Source organism: Okeania sp. SIO3I5 (assembly GCF_010672085.1).
In the GTDB taxonomy this organism is placed as follows: Bacteria; Cyanobacteriota; Cyanobacteriia; order Cyanobacteriales; family Microcoleaceae; genus Trichodesmium.
Window position 1 is genome coordinate 1 of the sequence record NZ_JAAHHT010000058.1, and the last position, 22,604, is coordinate 22,604.

Annotated in this window: 13 protein-coding genes and 1 pseudogene; 4 read left to right on the forward strand and 10 right to left on the reverse strand. The window is 37.0% G+C overall.

Annotated features, from left to right (window positions below; genetic code table 11):
- The 4 genes and pseudogenes from F6K40_RS15335 to F6K40_RS15350 form a co-directional block, all read right to left on the reverse strand.
- Nucleotides 1-653, reverse strand: a pseudogene (locus tag F6K40_RS15335) (ATP-binding protein); the annotation flags it as partial.
- A 636-nt stretch (nt 654-1,289) separates the two neighbouring features.
- The gene (locus tag F6K40_RS15340) at nt 1,290-1,847 is read right to left on the reverse strand and encodes a hypothetical protein (RefSeq protein ID WP_293137274.1); all 558 of its coding nucleotides are present in this window, start codon (nt 1,845-1,847) and stop codon (nt 1,290-1,292) included.
- Nucleotides 1,848-2,063: 216 nt separating this feature from the next.
- Nucleotides 2,064-2,969, reverse strand: coding sequence for a hypothetical protein (locus F6K40_RS15345; RefSeq protein ID WP_293137276.1), 906 nt, complete (start codon nt 2,967-2,969; stop codon nt 2,064-2,066).
- A 146-nt stretch (nt 2,970-3,115) separates the two neighbouring features.
- Complete coding sequence (locus F6K40_RS15350; RefSeq protein WP_293137278.1) at nt 3,116-4,627, reverse strand: caspase family protein; 1,512 nt, start codon at nt 4,625-4,627, stop codon at nt 3,116-3,118.
- Between the two features lie 652 nt (nt 4,628-5,279).
- Between F6K40_RS15350 and F6K40_RS15355 the strand changes: the two genes are divergently transcribed.
- Nucleotides 5,280-5,591 carry a hypothetical protein gene (locus F6K40_RS15355; RefSeq protein ID WP_293137280.1) on the forward strand — a complete coding sequence of 104 codons (312 nt, stop codon included), beginning with the start codon at nt 5,280-5,282 and terminating at the stop codon, nt 5,589-5,591.
- A 765-nt stretch (nt 5,592-6,356) separates the two neighbouring features.
- On the opposite strand, the gene F6K40_RS15360 is transcribed toward F6K40_RS15355, so the two are convergent.
- Both F6K40_RS15360 and F6K40_RS15365 read right to left on the reverse strand, forming a co-directional pair.
- Nucleotides 6,357-6,896 carry an ExbD/TolR family protein gene (locus F6K40_RS15360; protein WP_293137282.1) on the reverse strand — a complete coding sequence of 180 codons (540 nt, stop codon included), beginning with the start codon at nt 6,894-6,896 and terminating at the stop codon, nt 6,357-6,359.
- A 106-nt stretch (nt 6,897-7,002) separates the two neighbouring features.
- Complete coding sequence (locus F6K40_RS15365; RefSeq protein WP_375340572.1) at nt 7,003-7,752, reverse strand: MotA/TolQ/ExbB proton channel family protein; 750 nt, start codon at nt 7,750-7,752, stop codon at nt 7,003-7,005.
- 977 nt (nt 7,753-8,729) lie between these two features.
- On the opposite strand from F6K40_RS15365, the gene F6K40_RS15370 reads away from it, so the two are divergent.
- A complete protein-coding gene (locus F6K40_RS15370) occupies nt 8,730-14,399 on the forward strand; it encodes a response regulator (RefSeq protein ID WP_293137286.1) in 5,670 nt (1,889 codons plus the stop codon).
- A gap of 498 nt (nt 14,400-14,897) precedes the next feature.
- Here F6K40_RS15370 and F6K40_RS15375 read toward each other — a convergent pair whose 3' ends face one another.
- From F6K40_RS15375 to F6K40_RS15385, 3 genes are all read right to left on the reverse strand, one after another.
- Nucleotides 14,898-15,581, reverse strand: a complete 684-nt coding sequence (locus F6K40_RS15375; RefSeq protein WP_293137288.1) for a M41 family metallopeptidase — start codon at nt 15,579-15,581, stop codon at nt 14,898-14,900.
- A gap of 660 nt (nt 15,582-16,241) precedes the next feature.
- A complete protein-coding gene (locus tag F6K40_RS15380; RefSeq protein ID WP_293137290.1) occupies nt 16,242-17,096 on the reverse strand; it encodes a M15 family metallopeptidase in 855 nt (284 codons plus the stop codon).
- A 297-nt stretch (nt 17,097-17,393) separates the two neighbouring features.
- Nucleotides 17,394-17,696, reverse strand: coding sequence for a helix-turn-helix domain-containing protein (locus F6K40_RS15385; RefSeq protein WP_293137292.1), 303 nt, complete (start codon nt 17,694-17,696; stop codon nt 17,394-17,396).
- 714 nt (nt 17,697-18,410) lie between these two features.
- On the opposite strand from F6K40_RS15385, the gene F6K40_RS15390 reads away from it, so the two are divergent.
- Complete coding sequence (locus F6K40_RS15390; protein ID WP_293137294.1) at nt 18,411-19,607, forward strand: CPBP family intramembrane glutamic endopeptidase; 1,197 nt, start codon at nt 18,411-18,413, stop codon at nt 19,605-19,607.
- A gap of 51 nt (nt 19,608-19,658) precedes the next feature.
- Here F6K40_RS15390 and F6K40_RS15395 read toward each other — a convergent pair whose 3' ends face one another.
- Nucleotides 19,659-20,063: a SufE family protein gene (locus F6K40_RS15395; protein ID WP_293137296.1), complete on the reverse strand. Its 405-nt coding sequence runs from the start codon at nt 20,061-20,063 to the stop codon at nt 19,659-19,661.
- Nucleotides 20,064-20,576: 513 nt separating this feature from the next.
- On the opposite strand from F6K40_RS15395, the gene typA reads away from it, so the two are divergent.
- A complete protein-coding gene (gene typA / locus F6K40_RS15400) occupies nt 20,577-22,367 on the forward strand; it encodes a translational GTPase TypA (RefSeq protein WP_293137298.1) in 1,791 nt (596 codons plus the stop codon).
- Nucleotides 22,368-22,604: the final 237 nt, after the last annotated feature.

A 22,604-nucleotide genomic window follows, 5' to 3' on the forward strand; every position in this document is an offset into this window, starting at 1 on the left:
ACGCCGACCGCCACACCGAACGCCACGCCGAACGCCACGCCGAACGCCACACCTCCCGCCACACCGAACGCCACGCCTCCCACCACGCCGAACGCCATGCCGACCGCCACGCCAACCGCCACGCCGAGCGCCACGCCGAACGCCACGCCAACCGCCACGCCAACCGCCACGCCGACAGCCACGCCGACAGCCACGCCGACAGCCACGCCGAGCGCCACGCCGACAGCCACGCCGACAGCCACGCCGAGCGCCACGCCGAGCGCCACGCCGACCGTAACGCCAAGCGCCACGCCGACCGTAACGCCGAGCGCCACGCCGACCGCTACGCCTCCCCAATCAATCGTAAAACCTATTTGCTCTAGGAGTCCACAAAACAAATAGGGAACGCAAACAGTCAAAATTAATCCCTGAAAGCATAATTTCAAGTGGTTAGGATGCTCGCGCGGAAATTCTAGCCTGCTTTTCCAGGTTGTTTGTTCCGCCAAACCTTCTCCTCCCCCGTAATTTTCCACATACCACGGCAACGCCTGGGGGAAATAAAACACCCAATACAACAACCGCAAATAATCCAAAGGATTCCAAAGAGAGAGGGGGCGCTGCAACTGCGGCGCTAGATCGAGACGGGGAACAGAATCATTGTTTTTATTCATCATTATTTATCGAATCTATTAGATATTTAAGCTGTTTTTTATCCCCCCCTGCCCCCCTTTGAAAGGGGGGAGTTAGAGGAAGAAACTTTATTTTTTCGCGTCTACTTTCCCATGATTTAGGGACTCAAAAACCTTCCTTTCCAAGGAAGATTTAGGAACTCAAAAGCCCCCCTTTCCAAGGAAGATTTAGGAACTCAAAAGCCCCCCTTTCCAAGGAAGATTTAGGAACTCAAAAGCCCCCCTTTCCAAGGAAGATTTAGGAACTCAAAAGCCCCCCTTTCCAAGGGGGGTTGGGGGGATTAAACTCTTCCATATCCAAAAGGATATCTAAGTTGTTTTATAAGTTGTTGGTTTTCCTGACGTTAACCCAACTTACTAATACTATTTTAATTTAATCAAATTATGAAACTCCCCTTTTTTATCCCCCCCTGCCCCCCTTTGAAAGGGGGGAGTTAGAGGAAGACCTTGGAAAGGGAGGAGTTAGAGAAAGAAATTTTATTTTTTCGGATTTGGGGAAATCAAACTCTTTTATACTCCCCTACTTTCCAAGGATTTAGTGACTCAAAAGCCCCCCTTTCCAAGGGGGGTTGGGGGGATTAACTCTCCAAAAGCCCCCCTTTCCAAGGGGGGTTGGGGGGATTAACTCTCCAAAATCCCCACCAACACATCAACCAAAACCTCCAAATCTCCAGGCACCCTCAAAGAATCAATATTCTGCTGAATTAAACGTTGTTTTTTATCCAAAATGCCAAATATCCAAAGTTCCCCCATAGTCACACAACCAAAAATTAAATCCTGTTCCGGTTCCCATTCAGATAATGCAATTAATTCCACAGCTAACTGGGTAAAACCTCGCCTCATATCCTCATGTTTTGCCTCAATTACTAACAGTTGAGAATTACTTTTTAGGAGATAATCAAGACTACCTTTCAATCGTTCATTCACATTCAAAGGATATTCAATTCTGAGCTGAAATTGACAGTAACGAGCAACTTCCAAAAGTACGGGAGCAATTAAAATTTCTCGCCGTGCTGCCTCACTACTCAAACTAACCAAAGGCAAAGTTTCCTCAATTCGCTGACGTAATTCTGGCAAACGTTCCAGTTGCCGATTTGAAGTAGGCAAAGACAATCTTGTTCTTTGGAAATTGTAGTCAAATTCAGCTAAAATATCGTCAGTTTCGTAAGACAACTTCATAATGGATAATGGATAATGGATAATGGATAATTACCTCTTCCTAAAAGGAAAATATTGATTTTATCTTGGTCGAGGGGCGGCTTTTAACCTGAATTATTTAATTATTAATTATTAATTATTCGGTAAGAATGAACCACATTAAAAAAAATGATAATTCTGTAGGGACGTTCCATGGAACCTCCCTACTTTCTTGACCACATTATTACTGTAATTTAATCAATTTTCTCCTCCAAATCTAGCTAATAGTTCCTCACGGGACAATTGTAATAGTAAGGGCATTAATTCTGGTAAAGATAAAGATAGTAAAGGTTCAATAATTACCTCTAGTTGGCTATCCAATTCTCCAAAGCGAAATACAAGTAAGTTTTCGATCATTTGTCGATATCCTTGTTGTATACCTTCTTGCATACCTTCTTGTCTTCCCGACTGAGTAGCCTCTTCTAAACGTTGGGAAAAAAGTGGTGATAATCTCATAATTAACTCCCTATCTTCTGGACTTTTATCTGGATTTACTTCTATATTACTCAGCAAATCTGCTAATAACAATAAAGTATTTTCACGGTGGGGACTACCCTCGGGTAATGCTTTTAATTCATCAATGGCTTGAGTCTGAACTTTGTCCTTTCCTAATATTCTTAGCCATAAGGTTTCTGGAGTTTTTGGTAATTGATGAATCACTACTATTGCTGTGCGGAAATATTCTCCGAAAAAGTAAATTCCCGAACACCAGTTTTCTTCATTTAAAGTAGCTTGAAATCCATTTAATATATTTTGGGAAGCTGTCGGAGTTAATATCCATAATTTCGGATAGTCATCCAGAGAAATACAACTGTTATTTCGGTTAATTTCTCGTTTAAATTTCAGTAATTTGACAAGAAAACTATCAATTTCATCAGGGGTTACAGGATTACGATAAGGTTCAAATAAAGCTGAAGTTGTAGCCAAGCGACCTAATAATCCTAATTCTTCTAGATTTCCTTGAAGTTGTGGTTGAGGTGAAAAACAAACATCTGTTTGTCTGATTTCTCCTCGAACTTCACGGGGTGCTTTTACTTCCCCAATACTTGATAGTAATTCTTCTAAATGTTGTTTGGCAAATTGGTCGTGGGGGAATATTGTCATTTGAGTTATTAGCTAATTAAATTGCATATTTTATTGATTATAATTATACCTCATATATTAAACAGAACTTAACTAAAGAAACCCGGTTTCTCGCAGAAACCCGGTTTCTGGGTTTCCTCTGGGTAAGTCATGCTAAAGAAATGCTATTATTTTTTACTCTCAAATAATTCATAACATTGATACCTTACTTTACCAGGATAACCATCACTTGTTTTAATAATCTCTAAAATCTCATCCTCACTAAATTTAATTCCTTGATATTCTGGTTCCAAAAAATCAGCTTGGAGGCGATCGCTAATAAAATCACGAATCGTTTTTTCATCCCAGGGTTGCAAATATTCTTCAATACAAATATTTTTAAATGGAGAAGTTTTATCCCCACTATCTGGAAATAAAATATCCAGCGATCTAGAAGCAGCAACCACTAAACGCAAAGGAGGATCGACATCATTTGCTAATCCTCGTAATTGACTACGAAGTTTATCAGTAAACCACTCATAACTCATATTTTCTACCACATCAAGCAACAACAAAATTCGATATGGTTTGATATTCCTTTGTAACTGATACCCCCGACAAATTTCAATCCCAACCTTCTCACAAAATGCTGCATAAAAATCATCATCACTCTGAATATTTTGCAAATCCATATATATTGGTTTTCGAGGTTTCTTGAGATATTGATTTGCTTTTTGAGCGATCGCCTTCAACACAGAAGACTTTCCGACTCGACTCTCGCCAATAATAGCAATACTACTGCCACTATTAAGTACCTCAAAAATTCTGTTAATTTCTCGCTCTCTACCAAATATTTCTCGATCGCCTGTTAATTCAAAGGGATTAGAAATCGGAATTGGTACATACCGATCGCCCCTCAGTTGAGCAACGAAAAAATTATTGCCACCCATTTCAAAATAAGGTGTTTGTTTTTTTTGACATTCCTTTGTAACAGCTCGCTCGACATTTTTGGTTAAATGAGTCATTATGTTAGAAATGCTTACCCCTGTATCTCCCTGTTTGTTATCTGCACCTTGTAACGCCTCCAAAAAGTAAAAAGTGTAGATACTCTGGGATTTATCTTTGAAGTAATAAGATTTCTGTTCCGGTTCACAAGAACTAAAAACAACTCTACCTTTCCCTGTTGCCAAAATCTTAAGTAAATCTTTCGAGGGAGCAACACTATGCATATCTGCTGCATTCTTAGAGGTTGCCATTCCACCAGCGTGACAGCTATCAATAACAACAAATAGACGACTTACCTCAATTTTTCTGAGAGCTTCATTAAAACTTTGAGCTGATAATAGAGAATTAGGATCGATAACATTTTCTTCAGAAACTTTAACATCGTATGGCACTAAATAATAATCATCTTTATCTAGCCAACCATGTCCTGAAAAATAGATAAATATAGTTGCTTCACTATCAGCTTTTGCAAATTCCTGTAACCAGCTTAATCCATCTAAAATATTTTCTTTAGTTGCATCTTGGTTATTTAAAAGTCGAACCTGATTTTTAGGATAAGCACATAATTTAGGATTAATTAAAGCATTATAAATCGCTTCAGTATCTTTAACTGTTACAGTTAAAGATAAACCAGGAATTGCCGATTCTCCTACACCTATCAGCAAAGCATACCCATACTTAAACTTTTCTGACATCTTGATTTTATGCTCCTTAAATCATTAAACTTTGGGTGCATCTCAATTTTGAATAAAGCCAAAAATTTATTGCTTTTAGGGAACAGGGAACAGGGAACAGGGAACAGAGAATAGGGAATAGGAAAAAAGTATTTTGGCAAATATGAGATGCACCCTAAACTTTTCCCACTCCTGACTTCTATGTTCAAAATAACAACTCACCCAAAAAAACTAATTTTTAGTCATCATATTCTCCAAGAACCTTTAAATCGGCCAATAAATTAAGTAGTTCATTATTTGGAACATAGTCTTTCCTTGTTATCTTAGGTATTATTAAATGTTATTATATAAGTCGATCGTCTAAAAATTAAAGTAATGTGGGCAAATACAAATATTACTTTAATTATCACTCTAAAAAATAATTTAGGTACGTTTCAGTATTAACGCGAGGAATACCTCAACCAATCCACAACCGTGTACGGATTTCCTAACAATATAATGTGGTTAAGCGATGAAGGCGTTAAAAAACTTCCTGATCGAGTTAAAATGAAAGAATATACAATTAACTTTGGTCAGTTGCAACTGTCGGGACTGCTTCTGAGTTAATTGGGCAGTTGTACTTATGTACTGTGAAAAGTGCTAAATTGCAACATTAGACTTAGGGAGAATAATTTTGGCCAAAAAAGACAAATTAAAAAAGTCTAATCTTCTCTACCAAAGACTAAAAGAAGCATTAGAAAATGGTAGTAAAGTACGTATTGAAGCTGAGGAAAGCTATTATGGTTTCCCTATTACTTTAACAAAAGATTTTGTAGAAATTATGGTCTTAGTGCCTCCAGATGAATATGATGAAGAGGATGATTCTTTTAAACAGGTGACATGGTTAGTTCGACTTTCGTCTATTTTTGCGATCGCCTACCCTACGGAATATTGGTCAACGGCAAGATTGGAAAAATTACTGGAAGTAGGTTCAAATCAAGTTTAAATTTTTTTTAGTTAAAATAATACAGAGGTAGATTAACATTTTCCTATTATTATCTTGAATTTAATAGGAGTTGATTAGAAAAAGGTAAAGAAATCGAAAACCGGGTTTGTGCCAACAGATATCAGTATTGTGATATCTCTAAAACCAACCCGGTTTCTTATTATTGACTTTTTGCAGAAAAAAATCTTTATTCTTGTAGTGCGAGCATCTTGCCCGCGACGAATGTACCTCACGGGTAGCGGTAATTGCTGTAATATCATGTCCGGTTGAATAGTTATAAATAAAAATGGAGGAGTCAGGAGACAGGAGACAGGAGACAGGAGAAAAGAATGTACCAGGAGAAAGAAGTGTTTTTATCACTAATTATCCGGACATGGTATAACTGATAACTGATAACTGATAACTGATAACTGATAATATCATGTCCGGTTGAATGGTAATAATTACAGGACTTACACAGAACCGCCATATCTAGTAAGGGCGAATGCCATTCGCCCCTACATATACCGCCATATCTAGTAAGGGCGAATGCCATTCGCCCCTACATATACCGCCATATCTAGTAAGGGCGAATGCCATTCGCCCCTACATCTGGCGTATAATTCCACATTTTGCCTAAGTCCTGAATTAATTAAAGTTCGTAGTTTTGCTCTCAACCCTATCTATAGTTCGGACTGAGAGCAAAACTACAAACAAAGACTTTTTTATCACTAATTATCCGGACATTGTATAACTGATAACTGATAACTGATAACTGAAATAACCCTATTTTGGAGATGACTCAGGAGCAGGAGGTAATTTATATTGATTAGGATCGACTGTTCTTGCTGGAGTCGGTTTTTTTTCAGACTCAGATGGAGTAACCGACTTCCCAGAAGTACCGCCAGCACCTCTTTGAGGCGAACCGGGTAAAGTTGCTAGAGCTACGCGATCGCCTCCCACTGCTCGCAACAAATCTAAAACTTGCACAACATCATTATATCTTGCTTCTTTAGGAGCATACAATACAACAACTCCTGTGGGATTAAACTGATTATATCTACGCACAAATTTTTCCAGTTCCACAGCATTCACAGGTTGTTGTTCAATAAAAGTTTTTCCCACCTCATTCACACTTACAAGTAACATATCTTGTGATTGAGGTTTACCCGTGCTTGCTTTTGGTAAATCAACATTAATTGCTTGCTGACGGGTTAACTGCAAAGCAGCTAAAAGAAAGAAAGTTAGAATACAAAAAATTACGTCAATTAGAGGTATTAATTCAATCCTCACTTCTTCACTAGCAAATTCTTGATTAAGTTTCATAGTTTTTTTGTTTAGATATAACGATAAATCATAGCGCTACACGCAAAATTAGGTTATCAAAAGATAGAAATGTAATTTTCACCCATCCTCCTTAAGCATCTCCACATCACATATTATTAGGCCGATCTGGAGGTTGTTCAACATCAGTTTCCGGTGCAGAATCTGTTGGCTTTTTATCTAGTTCTAAAGTACCTGGAGTCTTCCCAGAATTCTCCACTCTTGAAGCTGCAAAATAAGTATCTTTATCTGGTGAATTGTAGTTATTTAAAAATACCTGTTGCCAATATTGTCGGTAGAGCAATTCTAACTCATTACCAGCTTTCCGAAAAATCTTTATTTGATTAAATAACAAACTTTGAAATAATCGATAAAATACCAGACTAAAAATAGCTACTACTAAACCGGCAGCTGTACTAATTAAAGCTTCACCAATACCTACTGTTACCCCGGCAGTTGAAGAAGTACCCAAGTCACCCAGGCGAATTGAACCCAGGGAACCAATCAAACCCAAAACAGTGCCCAGTAAACCTAACATGGGAGCTAAAGCAATTACCCCTTCCAGTAATTTATCTCCCTTTCGCATCGAGGCCAACTCATCATCAGCTGCGGCCTCCAGTGCTAATTTAAACACTTCCGGTTCCGGGTTTTGTAACCGTAAAGGTGCGTAGAGAAAACGACCAATAGGTTGTTTCAGGGTACGTCTCGCCATTTCTGTTGCTATACTCCAGTCACGGCGTGCTGCCTCTAATACCCTGGCAACTGTTTGTTTTTCCTTAATTAATAGATTTGTCCAAAACCAGAGGCGATCGATTATGGTACTTAGGGACAAAATTGATAAAACTAACAGAGGCCACATAGAAGGGCCTCCTTTCTGAATCAGCTCTTCAAAAGTCACAGTATATTCACTCCAGCAGTTTCTAACTGATTACTTTGCTTAATATTTGTCTATTTACTTTTTATTAAGTTCTGAGGAACTATCAAATTTTAATATATATATTATAGGAATATATATTGAAAAAAGTTAGAGTAAATGATATCCTTAAGGGTTAGCAAATATTAAGATTTATACATATTCTTTTTAGTATTAATCTTTATAGCGCTACGCGCTAGGGAACAGGGAACAGGGAACAGGGAACAGGGAACAGGGAACAGGAGACTATTAAACGGTTTTTCTGATAGGGAAATGCTCCGCAAACAGGATTTAGAAATGTCCGCGCCCAATATTCGACTGCTATAAATAAAGTTTCAGGATATTTTCAGAACTTCATTTTGATAACTGGTCCAAAAGAGAATGAAATTATCAGGTGTAGACTACATAAACTTGGTTTGAAACCCCTATTATTAATATTAAGGGTGTTATTTCAGTTATCAGTTATCAGTTATCAGTACCTCCAGCTATCAGTACCTCCAGCTATAGGGAGGCTAAGAAATTTAGAATTCTGAATTTAGAATTTAGAATTTAGAATTTAGAATTCTGAATTTAGAAGTCAGAACTCAGAAGTTAAATTCTTAAGATAACTAAATTTGAGAGGTGCGAGATTTAGAACTCAGAATTCTGAAGTTAAATTCTGAGGGTGACTAAATTTGAGAGGCGCGAGATTTAGAATTCAGAATTCTGAATTTAGAATTCTGAATTTAGAAGTCAGAACTCAGAAGTTAAATTCTTAGGGTGACTAAATTTGAGAAGCGCGAGAATGTCCTAACTGCTCTGACGACTGCTATATGACTGAAAAGTCGATCGCTACTCACTAAAGGAAACCTCCAAAATTCCATGATTCGGGACAAAAACCCACATTTACAATTTTTAGCAAACACCATCAGAGTAACTGCAAGATGTTTATTCCCTCCATAAGTCAGGCCATTGATTATCATCCCCTTACTGCTACACCAGAAACTCCTGTAGAGGATGTAATTGTTTCCATGAGTAGTACAGGTTCAAGTTGTGCGCTAATCATAGAAAAACTATCTCCTACTGGTGCTATAACAAGAGCGGAACCAGGCGATCGCACTCCTGAATCCCCTGACTCAAGTAAGAATTCCAATTCTCTAGATACAAGGTTACAATCTTTAGGGCCAATCATTGGTATATTTACTGAGCGAGATTTAGTACAGTTAGCCTCTATCGGCGCTCCTCTCAGTGGATTTCCGATTGCTCAAATTATGATTAGATCTATAATAACAGCCCGACTATCGGAAATTCCAGATATTTTTGCTTTCTTTGCACTACTAGAAAAACATCAAATCAACCATCTACCAATTGTTGATGACTCAGAAGAACTTATTGGCCTAATTACTGGGGGCAGTTTTATTTTCAATCAGCGTCAGATAAATAGTGAAAATAAAAAATCAAAAACAAAAAGCCAAAAAAAAATATCAAATAAAGATTTAGAAGCTAAGGATAATGTACCAAAAAATCAGAATAATTCACAATTACCTCCAAAAATAACCTTTGACTCATCCTTAAAATTACCAACCAATTTAATTCAAATTAATCAGTTAGAAAAAATCCATAAATCTCAAGTTATTCAAGCTTCATTGTGTTTATCAATTAGGCAAATTACTCAACTGATGTTTAGCCATAATGTCAGTTATATTCTGATTATTGAAACAAAGGAAACCAAATCTAAAAATCAGACTGATAGTAACCCCAAAAAACACAATTCACAACCTCAAAAATTCACTAAAATAATCGGTACAATTAGTAGTAGAGATATAGTACAACTACAAGCATTAAAAATAGATTTTAATAGAACTAAAGCGGAGATAGTTTGTAACAATTTACCAGTCCTAATACGCTCCCAGGCAAGTCTAGAAGTGGCTTTAGGTTTAATGAAAAAAAATTATTACCTACTGCCTCTAATTGTACAAGTTTCTACAGGCAAAATAAGTCATCTTATTACTCCGACAAAAATTATTCAACAAATATTTACAAGCAAATCATTATATCAATCATTAATTCGCTTTCATAATTATATAGAACAAACATCTATTAGATTGCATCAAGCTGATGAAAAACTTAAGCAATCTGCCATTGAACGGAAAAATTTAGAACAAAATCACTTAAAAGCACAAGAAATTGCAGCCCTAGCTATTGAAGGAAGTCAAGATGGAATTTGGGATTGGAACATCCGAACTAATGAAATTTTCTACTCTCCTCAGTGGAAAAAAATGTTAGGTTACACAGAGGATGAAATTTTCCATAAAATTGATGAATGGTTAAAGCGAATTCATCCAGAAGATATAGATAAAGTTAGTGCTGCTATTCAAGAACATTTAGCTAAAAAAAATCCTAGTTATCGAATAGAATATCGAATTAAATGCAAAGACGATCGTTTTATATGGATTCTTGACAGGGGAAAAGCTTTATGGGAATCAGAAACGCCAGTGAGAATGGTGGGAACTTTTGTTGATATTAGTCATATAAAAGAAAAAGAAACACAACAACAGTATCAAGTAGAACACTATAGCTACATCATTAATAATTTTCAGGAAATAGTCTGGCAAACTGATGCTCAAGGCAACTTGATTTTTTTAAATGATACATGGGAAAAAATTACAGGATTTACAGCTAAAAATAGCTTGGGTAAAAATTTTTTAGACTATATTCATATAGAAGATATAAATAAGTTAAATTCTACAACAGAAAATAATCCAGAAAATACAGAATTAGCTGTTATTAATAACAAATTAGTTGCAGGTTGCTATCAATTAAGGTTGTTAACCAAAAAAGGAAGCTCTTGTTCAGTGGAAATGAAGAATACATTGCTGGTTGATAGCGAAAACAATATTACTGGTATGATCAGCACCCTTAGTGATATTTCCACGAAGATTGCTACCCAAAAAGACTTACAAACAAGTGAAAAAGCAATCAGAGAATTGTATGAAGTCACGGCAAGTGCAGATAACTCCTTTGAAAGTAGAATAGTCGCATTACTTGAAATGGGATGCCATCGTTTTGGCATGGATATAGGTTTATTAGGGCAAGTTTTAGGAGAACGTTATGAAGTTATTGCCGCTCACCTACCAGAAGACTTCCTATTTGGAATAGCAAAAGGAGACGCTTTTACCCTAGAACAAACATTTGACAGGGAAGTGTTACGATACAATGAACCCCTCGCGATCGAATCAGCTAAAGATTCCCAGTGGCGACATCATCCAGCATATATGGTGCGTCGTGTCGCATCTTATATTGGCACGCAAATTTTGGTCTCAGGAAGAGTTTATGGTACCCTCAGTTTTACCAGTCGTCTTCCGAAGGATAAATGGAGTGTAACAGATATAGAAGTTTTAAAATTAATGGCAACTTATATTGGCGGTGAATTGTTGCGACAAGATGAGATAGAAGCTTTACAAACAAAATATCAGCACTTTTTATTACTCAAACAAATTACCCAAGAAATTCGTTCTAAGTTAGATACTAAAGAAATTGTTCAGACTACTGCAACCCAAATTGGACAACTATTTGGGGTTAACCGTTGTTCAATTCATAGCTATGTGACTGAACCCTATCCACACCTACCTTGTGTTGCTGAATATTTGGAAGCAAATTATGAATCAACATTAGATTTAGAAATTTCTGTTACTTACAATTCTTATACAGAAAAATTATTAGCAGAAGACAAAGCGATCGCTTCTCCAGATGTATTTTCAGATCCTCTATTAAAATCAGCAGAACCGATGTACCGGAGGCTAAAAGTTAGGTCAATGTTGGCAGTTCGTACTTCCTATCAAGGACAACCAAATGGCATTATTAATTTACATCAATGTGATTATATGCGTCAGTGGAAACAGGATGAAATAGACTTATTAGAAGAGGTGGCATCTCAGGTAGGATTAACATTAGCTCAGGCACAAATATTAGAGTCAGAAGTTATTCATAAACAAGAATTAGAAACTCAAAATAAAGCTCTGGAACAAGCACGAGAAGCAGCAGAAGTAGCAAACCGTGCCAAAAGCGATTTTTTAGCAATGATGAGTCACGAAATTCGCACCCCAATGAATGGTGTAATTGGAATGACAGGTTTATTATTAGATATGGAATTAACTCCCGAACAACGAGATTTTGTGGAGACTATTCGCACCAGTGGAGATGCACTGCTAACTATTATTAATGATATTCTTGACTTTACTAAAATTGAATCTGGAAAACTGGAATTAGAACACAGTCCTTTGGATATTAGAAGCTGTGTTGAAGAGGCGCTAGAATTATTGGCACCGAAGGCAGCACATAAAAATTTAGAACTAGCTTGTTTAATTGATGATTCAGTGCCAGGAATGATTGTGGGAGATGTGACAAGGCTGCGTCAACTATTGGTAAACTTATTGGGAAATGCTGTTAAATTCACAGAAACAGGAGAAGTAGTTGTCTCTGTTAGTGCTATAAAAATTGGTGAAAATAATCAAGAAGATATTCTCTTAGAAGAAATCAATTACGAAGAAATATCTAATTTTAAAACTCCGGTTAAAATCACAAGTAGTTATGAAATACAATTTGCTGTTAAGGATACAGGTATTGGTATTCCTCCAGACCGAATGGATCGCTTATTTAAAGCTTTTTCTCAAGTGGATGCTTCTACAAATAGACAATATGGTGGTACAGGTTTAGGATTAGCCATTAGTAAAAGATTGAGTGAAATGATGGATGGTCAAATGTGGGTGGTTTCTCAGTCAGTAGAAATCAATAATTTGACAGAAGAAAAACAACAAAAATCCTTCTTAAATATTGATAATAATGGCAGCATTAATAACAAAAAAGATCGAATAAATATTGAGCAGATTGATCCTGATGAATCTATAGTAAATATTGCCGGAAATCCACCGGATTACTTTGTAAAACCAGAAGCAGGTAGTAGAGGTTCAACCTTTTATTTTACTATTCAAGCTAAGGCAATTAAAATGCCTTATCCCGAAAAAATTGATAGTTTCTTAAAAGGCAAGAAAATATTATTTGTAGAAAGTCATCCTATTAATCAAGAGGTAATTAAACAACAGGTTAAATCATGGGAAATGATACCTGTAATCGCTGATTCTGCTGCTAAAGCTTTAAGCTGGTTGGAACAGAAAAGAGTTTTTGATATTGGAATTATCGCCATGAATCTTTTAGATATGGATGGATTGACATTAGCTAGAAGGATTCGCAAATTGGAAGCTAAACAAAACTTAGAACAAAATAATAATTCGGAGTTATCTTTACCGCTAATAATGTTTACTTATATTGGCAAAGCAGAAATTTTACGAGAACTTCAGGAAGAACAAGTTAGTCTAGCTGGATTTTTGAATAAACCAATAAAACAGTCTCAATTTTATAATGTTTTACTGCAAGTATTTGGAACTACAGGAGAAGGATATCTTAACGCCAAAACTCCTAGTTTAGGCGTGAAATATTTTCAAGATCTGAGTGAAAAAAGTAGCGTTCGCTCTAATGTTCGCATATTGTTAGCAGAAGATAACGTAGTTAATCAGAAAGTCGCAAAACATTTATTAGAAAGAATTGGTTATCGTGCAGATTTAGCTGCCAACGGAATGGAAGTTTTAGATGCTCTGAAACGAGTCCCCTACGATATAGTATTAATGGATGTACAGATGCCAAATATGGATGGGATAGAAGCAACCCGTCAGATATGTCAAAAATACCCAGAAGAAAAACGCCCTTGGATTATTGCGATGACAGCTAATGCGATGGAGGGCGATCGCGAGAAGTGTCTAAATGTTGGTATGAATGATTATGTGACTAAACCAATTCATCGTGAAAAATTAGCAGAAGCTTTAAACAAATTTAAGCCAAGAAAAAACAAAAAATCACAATCCCAAACTGATTCAGAAAATATAGTCAGTAGTGATTTACCTGTTAGAGAGTCAACATTGGTAAAAATCAACTCTCCCAAGCAACCAGTTACTCAGAAGTCGAATTTTACCAACGGCAAGGTAGAGTCAACTTCTCAGTTAGAAGAAACAATCTCACTCAAAAGTACATCGCCTATTCTTGTGCCCAACAATACGAAAAAAGGTTTACAGGAATTAGCAAAATTTGATGATTCTATTGATTTAGATAGAGAGGATGTACCAGCAACTAAAGAAACTACAGCGTTAGATTTAGACTTATTAGAAGGTATCTTAGAATCAAAAGGCGATCGACAACCTGCCCTCGATCCTAAAATTATAGAAGACTTTCGCAATCTTTATGATGATGAACCAGATACCCTGGCTATTTTGATACAAGACTATCTTGCTGATGGGGATAAACATATAAGTACGATTAGGAAATCTATCAAAAAACGCGATCTTAGTGCATTAAAAGGAGCTTCTCATACACTCAAGTCTAGTAGTGCTTTATTAGGGGCAATTAATTTTTCTGAACTATGTAAAGAGTTAGAATCTATGGCTCGTTCTGCGATCGAGTCTGGAGCAGATTTTAATTTAGAAAAAGCTACGGAAATTTTCTCAAAAAGTGAAAGTGAATGGGAAAAAGTTCAAGAAGAGTTAAGTCAAGAGATAAATTTATAGGATTTTTTAGGACTCAGAATTCTGAATTCAGGAGTCAGGAGTCAGGACTCAGAATTCTGAATTCAGGAGTCAGGAGTCAGGAGTCAGGAGTCAGGAGGAAAGAAACAAGTAAAGAATAAGGAAGAGGAGAAGAAGAAGAAAGTTTTTTGATCACTAATTAGGGCTTGCTGATTAAATCTAAAAGTATTGACAGATAAAGGTAACGGCGGTTTTAGGTCTTGAAAAAGTACAAGATTTTTGCTACGCAAGAGCTGCATAAAGTTAGAATGAAAGGGTTGACGCGAGGCAGAAAAACCAAGGGATAATTCTTCCTCCTGCCTTCTCTAAATTCCTTACTCCTCCTGTTTCCTGTCTCCTGTCTCCTGACTCCTACCCGAACCCATAAGACTTTTTCAGCAAACCCTAATTATCCTGACATGATATTATACCCTATCTGTAGGGGTGATTCGCGAATCACCCCTACAAGATGTAGTGGTTATGCATAAGTCCTGATTAATTCTAACCAACGGAAAGATGCTGCTTAATTGTTTGATAACAATCAGAAACAGACGCTCTTTCTGTCATTGCCTTCACTAACGCTTCATAAGCAGACTGATGATTTTCTAGCAAACTACGAGCTTGCAAAGATGCCCAACTTTGTTTGAGTTTAGACTCCCCAGGACGTTTTAATTGTCTCAAAATTGCTGTAATCTTCGCCCGATCTTCTGCTCCACCCTCAGCATTACCATAAACTAAATCCTCTGCAGCGATACCCGCCATCCAGACAATACAATATCGGTCTACAATTTGGTCAGAAATTATGCCTTTTTGTAACTGAGCTGCTAATTTTTGGTCATCAAACCTAACTCCCCCTTGAGCTGACTGACCTTGCCGAAATGCTTCCCATGCACTCAGAGCATACCCACTAATAGGAATTTCCAATAAATAAGCTACCAAAAAATGTCCAGCTTCGTGACGAATAATTCGATCGCGTCTTTCTGAAGATGCTCCTTCCACTAAATCTACAATAATCATACCTCCTTGACCCTGCCATCCCAGAGTATCTATAGTTGCTAATACCAGCACAGAAAAAGTAGCGATCGCTGGTATGACTGGAGACAGATTAAATATCGGTCCAAGTAAACTAGACATGGTAATCACAAAAATACCAATAGCAATAATATTAAGTGAAGTTTGTTTCATAATTAGGGAATAGGGAATAGGGAATAGGGAATAGGGGATAAAGAGAAATAATTAGACATCTCCAGAAAAGAGGGAGTAATGGGTAATGAGTAATGAGTAATGAGTAATGGGTAATGAGTAATGGGTAATGAGTAATGGGTAATGGGTAATGGGTAATGAGTAATGAGTAATGAGTAATGAGTAATGAGTAATGAGTAATGGGTAATGAGTAATGAGTAATGGGTAATGAGTAATGAGTAATGGGTAATGAGTAATGGGTAATGAGTAATGAGTAATGAGTAATGGGTAATGAGTAATGGGTAATGAGTAATGAGTAATGAGTAATGAGTAGGTAGGGACGTTGCATAACAAAAATGCGTTTTCTTATAGGGAATGCTGCGCAAACATGTCGCTCCGCGTTAACGTTTGCGGTAGCATGACCTAGGAAAGTTGTGCTTTAGCTAAACGTCCGTACAGAGTAGGGGGAAAGAATTGAGGGTTTATACTTGATAATTGATTTGATTTTTGATTTTTGGAGATGTCTATTGATTATTTCTTTACAATAATTGATTTGATTTTTTATTATTCTGAGGTATCTGATATGTCTAATATATCTTTATAACTCTATACTATACTTCAACCTTCCCACACTCCCCACACTTCCCACACTCCCTATTCCCTCTATTCCTCAAGTGACCTCGCTTGCTCAAAAGTCTCTGAACTATGACTATCTCCTACAAACCTCCAATGCCAAGGTTCATAACTAATACCTTGAGGATTATCTCTAGGAAACGATAACTCAAAACCATAATTACCAGCATTTTCTTGTAACCACTCGAAAGCTCTAGTATTTTCAAAACTAACTTTGAGGTAACTTCCTGGGGAGCTAGCATCGCCAATATCAATAGCGTAACCTGTATGATGTTCGCTGTAACCGGGAGGCGCACTAACCTCAGCTCTTTGAGATGTCACCTGTCCCCGTTCTGCTTTTACCTCAAAAAATAAATACTCTTGATCTGCTAAAGTTCTAAACCCCGAAAGAGGAACCAAATCAATATTTGCAGACCAAGCTGCATCTGCCAGAGCATTAAATTTTTCTGCTGCACTTGAGCGTAGTCTGACATTTTGGTTGCCAAAAACTGGCTTCAATTCTTGCCAAGATGCTTCTTCGTAGGGCAAATGTCCGAGTATATTTTCTTTTTGCTGAATAGAAGGAGTTGGAGATGGAGAAGATATAGGTATTTCTATAGGAGTTGGAGATGGTTCGACTACTTTTGTCCCAATATTTTGTTTCATTTGCTTGACAAAAAAATTGTCTGGAGTTTGATTAAATTGGAGGTGCAAACCAATACTAATTATTAGAGCGATCGCCCCTATCATTAATAATTGCCAAACCTGCCATTTTTTCTGAACCTGAACAGGTTGCTGTTTAGCACCTTCGTATTCGTCTCTTACAGCTTCAGGAATATCATCTACTGGCAATTTTGCCTCGTCTCGTGTTTTTTTAAATAGACCCAGCTTATTCAAAATTTTCACCTAAAACTCCTCTCCAGAAAGTCAAAAGTCAAAAGTCAAAAGTCAAAAGTTATAATTTTTCAGGTCGAATTGTTCAAGAAAGTCAAAAGTTAAAAGTAAGAATTTAAGGTGCTCAGATATGTCGCTATCAAGAGTAAAGTTTGCCTTGCCCATGTTATGGCTACTTGAAGCATAGCAGCTAACATTGTTAAATTTTGAAACTCATTCAGAGACTACTTCTAACTTCTGACTGTACGTGGCCAATCCAACGACTCCCCTATATGACTTGCGCAGAGCGCTATATTGGTCGGCAAATCTTTAATGGCCAGTTGCCGATTCTGTGGTTTCTACCTCATTTAGTCCATTATTGTTATCCGTAACTTTTCTTGGTCTACCTGGTTTACGTTTGTGACGTTGACTGATAGATTTATCACTAGCTACAGCTAATTCTTCTGGAGTGCATTTTAGAATATCCAGAATTTCCAGGAACTTTTGGGGAGTCATTGTTGGTTCTGTACGCCCTGTCTCCCAGTTACGAACACTGGTTTCGCTGATGCCTAACCTATCTGCTACCTCGGCACGGGTCAGTCCCGCACGTTCTCTCAGGGCTTCCATGTCCATACTTTTAATGTTTCCTCCGCCAATCATCTATTATAATAATATATAATATAACTTTTTTTTGAAAACTGATTTGATAATTAAATCAAACTACCTTATTCTAAACTCGTTCAAATAGAATTGTCTAGGTTTTTTTAAAAAAAGACTAAATTAAGGCAGAAGGCAGAAGGCAGAAGGCAGAAGGCAGAAGGCAGAAGTAATCCTTGACTGAGTTTTAGCATTTTTTATAGATATCCCAATATAAATTGGGTAGGACTATAGTTGTGGCCATAAAAAACAACCCATAATCTGAGATTCTCTTGTATAGCATAAGTATAGACAAAAGTCAATATTTTTATATTCCGGTTCAGAAAATCATACTATAGCGCTACGCGAAGCGTTAATAGGGAACACTTAACTGGGAACAGCGGTGCGACCCCGCGTCGCCGACAGGCGCAAGCGGTCAGACCCCCTGCCGCCGATAGGCGCAAGGGAATGCTGACCAAGAGAGGGAATGCTGACCAAGAGAGGGAATGCTGACCAAGAGAGGGAACAGTAGACTTTCAAAGGCTTTTCCTAGGTCATGCTGCGCAAACAGGATTTAGAAATGTCCTAACCTTAATGCGTAGTGCTATATAGCTTTAAACATTCAGCTATTAGCTGAAGTAAGATTAATATTTTTATTAATAAACAGGAATAACTCTCCAACCAATTTACTTTATTTGTGAGATTTATAATATGAAAAGCTTGAAAGAAAAAGCTCTAGATAAAATTTTATTAGGACTTAGCTTAAAACTAATTCCTTTGATAAGCGTGGGACTTCTATATCCGGGTTATGAAAATTCTAAGAGCGATGATAATTTAGCCTTAGCTTTATTCATATTGATTTCATTTCTAGTCGGGTATGTAATTTTTGTAAAAGGATGCTTTCTTTATGTAAAAAGCAAAGGATATTCTTCTAAGTGGGGATGGTTAGGAATATTCAGCTTGTTAATTTTGCCGATTTTCTTTTTTCTCCCTTCTAAGAGAGACAAAATTTATGTTGAATCTGACAACTCAGAAAATACGTCTTTTGAGGAAGTTAATATTCCCGAAATATCTTTGTCTGTATTTATAGGGATTCCTTTATTAATATCTCCTTTAACTTTCTTTTTATCCAAATATTTAACAGAATCTACCCTTGTAAAACAGTCTATTAATATTATTTTATGGCTCGTTTATGCAATTGCTTTGTTGGCAAAAATGAAAGAGTTGAAATTTGATATTAATCAAATTATTGGGCATAATAACCCTATCAACTTAAAGTCAACTTTAGTTATAACTGTTATGCGTTTTGCTTTTAATATAAGTTTAAGTTCTTTAATGTTATATCAGTTATCATTTATCTTTCCAAAATATGTAGAATATTTCATAAATGATAGAAGTTATACGAATCTTTTAGAAATGGTATTATGGTGTTTTTTAGCTATGTTCTTTGCTCCTTTGATAGAAGAATTTTTTTTTCGCGGAGTAGTTATGCAGAAATGGGTTTTGAAGTGGGGGATAAAAACAGGGGTTATAGCCTCATCTTTATTCTTTGCCCTCTATCATTTTAGATACGATATTATCCCTTTATTTGTCAGCGGTTTAATTTACTCAATTTTATACTTTAAAAATAACAATTTGATTTCACCAATCATTTCTCATTTCTTTTATAACACTCTGGTTGCAATTTTCAATGGTATAGATTTTTTCTTCACACCAGAAACAGAAAGAAATGCGTTTGTTTCTGTTGAAGTTTACCAAAATTATATCCAAGGTTTATTAAGTCAAAGAATTTTTCTGATAGCTGTATCTGCTCCTTTTGTAATTTATTTTATCTATAAAAACTTTCCTAGAAATAACGCAATTATTCCTTATTATGCTAATTCAGCTAAAATCCATGAAACAAGCTGAATTATTACCAAATAACTAATTATTAGTTATTAATTGTTAATTATTAATTGCTTAAAAATTAGCTTTAGTTTTCATCAGTTGAAAAATATTGTAAAAACCATTAGCACGAGAAGGAGTCAAGCTGGCTTTTAAACCTGTTTCTTGAATAAAATCTGGAGTTATTTCAGCAATTTCTTCAGGTGTTAATCCATTCAAACCCTCAATTAAGAAAGCCACTAATCCCTTAACTAACTGAGCATCAGAATCCCCCTGATAAAAAACTTTTCCATCATCTAAATTAGCAGTAACATATACCTGAGATTGACAACCATAAACCTTATTTTCTGGTATCTTTTCAGCTTCAGGCAAATCAGGTAACTTTTTGGCATACCAAAGTAATTGTTCGTAGCGTAACTTATTAGAAGATGCCCTTTGAAATTTTTTTACAATACGTTCTAATGAGGATGGTAAAGACATATTTAATAATTAATAATTAATAATTAACAATTAATAATTACCTGGACAGTACAAAGTTCTAAGAAAAACTATAGTCCTGAGAAAATAGGGAATTAGGAATAAGTAGAAAATTAACATACATTTTGAGAATTAGGCAATGGGTAAGAGTTTCAGAGCTTATTTCTAGTTTTTGATTTAGGTTGTGACAACCTATACACAGATTGCTATCTTTCAACTTTGGGCTAAAGTCCAACTACTAGCTTTACTTTACAGCGCTTTTCAGACGAGTGAACCACATTGTCATAACTAAAACCCTGTCAGGGCAAATACCATTTGCCCCTACTGTGGTTGATCAATTTGAAAAGCGCTGTAACTTAGAGCATTTCCTGAAAAACAAAAATCAGAGCAATAAACTCACTTGCTTGTTGAGCTATTGACTTTTTTATTTTGACTTTTGACTTGCAAATATTAGTCCTTTCATCAACTACAATAGTTAAAGAAACTTAACACTAATATCTGTAATAGAAACTTCTTATGTCTCTTCCTATTCGCAACGTAGCCATCATCGCCCACGTTGACCACGGCAAAACTACCCTAGTTGACTCGCTCCTTAAACAGTCAGGTATCTTCCGGGAAGGTGAAGAAGTTCCTGATTGTGTCATGGACTCCAACGACCTAGAACGGGAACGTGGAATTACAATCCTATCTAAAAATACCGCCGTCAAATATAAAGATACTCTGATAAATATCGTTGATACTCCCGGTCACGCTGACTTTGGTGGAGAAGTAGAACGAGTCCTGGGGATGGTGGACGGTTGTTTACTAATTGTGGATGCCAATGAAGGCCCAATGCCTCAAACTCGCTTTGTCCTCAAAAAAGCCCTCGAAAAAGGTTTACGGCCCATTGTTATCGTTAACAAAATCGACCGTCCCCGAGCGAATCCCCACACTGCTGTTGATAAAGTTCTTGACCTATTTCTCGAACTGGGTGCAGATGATGACCAATGTGATTTTCCTTATCTATTTGCCTCTGGTTTGGCAGGTTACGCCAAAAAAGACCTGGAAACAGAGTCCCAAGATATGCAGTGTTTATTCGATTCTATTTTAGACCATGTTCCTCCTCCAGTGGGAGACCCTGAAAAACCTCTACAGTTACAAGTTACTACTCTCGACTATTCAGAATATTTAGGCAGAATAGTAGTAGGTCGTATCCACAATGGCACGATTAGAGGTGGGCAACAAGCTGCTATTGTCAAAGAAGATGGCACAATTGTCAAATCCAAAATCTCAAAGTTAATGGGGTTTGAAGGTTTGGCGCGCATTGAAGTGGCAGAAGCTACTGCTGGTAATATTGTGGCAGTTGCTGGTTTTAGTGATGCTAATATTGGTGAAACTATTACTTGTCCTAATGAACCTCAAGCTTTACCTCTGATTAAGGTAGATGAACCTACTCTACAAATGACTTTCTCTGTAAATGATTCTCCTTTTGCAGGTAAGGAAGGAAAATTTGTAACTTCTCGACAAGTGCGCGATCGCTTGATGCGAGAGTTAGAAACTAATGTTGCATTACGAGTAGAAGAAACTGACTCTCCAGAGAAATTTTCTGTTTCTGGTCGTGGGGAACTGCACTTGGGTATTCTGATTGAAACTATGCGTCGTGAAGGTTATGAGTTTCAGGTGGCGCAACCTCAAGTTATTTACCGGGAAGTAAATGGTCAACCATGCGAACCTTTTGAATTATTGGTGATGGATGTTCCTGAAGATGCAGTCGGTGGTTGCATCGAAAGACTAGGTCAGCGCAAAGGCGAAATGCAGAATATGCAGGTGGGTACAAATGGTCGGACTCAGTTAGATTTTTCTGTTCCTGCTCGTGGTTTGATTGGTTTCCGGGGTGAGTTTATGCGTCTTACTCGTGGGGAAGGTATTATGAACCACAGTTTCTTAGATTATCGTCCGTTGGTTGGTGAAATTGAAGCTCGACGCAATGGAGTCATTATTGTATTTGAGGAAGGTGTGGCGACTTTTTATGCTTTGAAAAATGCTGAAGATCGTGGGGTGTTCTTTATTACGCCTGGTACAAAAGTGTATAAGGGTATGATTGTGGGAGAGCATAACCGTCCTCAAGATTTGGATTTGAATGTTTGCAAAAGTAAGCAGTTGACTAACCATCGTTCTGCAACTGGGGATGAACTGGTGCAGTTGCAAGCGCCTGTGGATATGAGTTTGGAGCGGGCGTTAGAATATATCGGACCCGATGAATTGGTAGAAATTACGCCGGAGTCGGTGCGGTTGCGGAAACTGAGTAAGAAATTGGTGAAACGCTAAATACAGTTATCAGTTATCAGTCATCAGTTATCAGTTAACTGAAATGACTTGAGCTGATAATTATGGCAAAACTTATCGGGTGCGTTAGATGGCTAAATTTTAGGCCGTGAAAGATATTTAGGAATCCTTCCTAACGCACCATTTTAGATATGTTGGTCTGCTACAACTCAACGGTACCCTGCGACACAACGTAGTAATATTTGACAGTTCAATCGTTTTGTAGTGTGTGCCTAATGC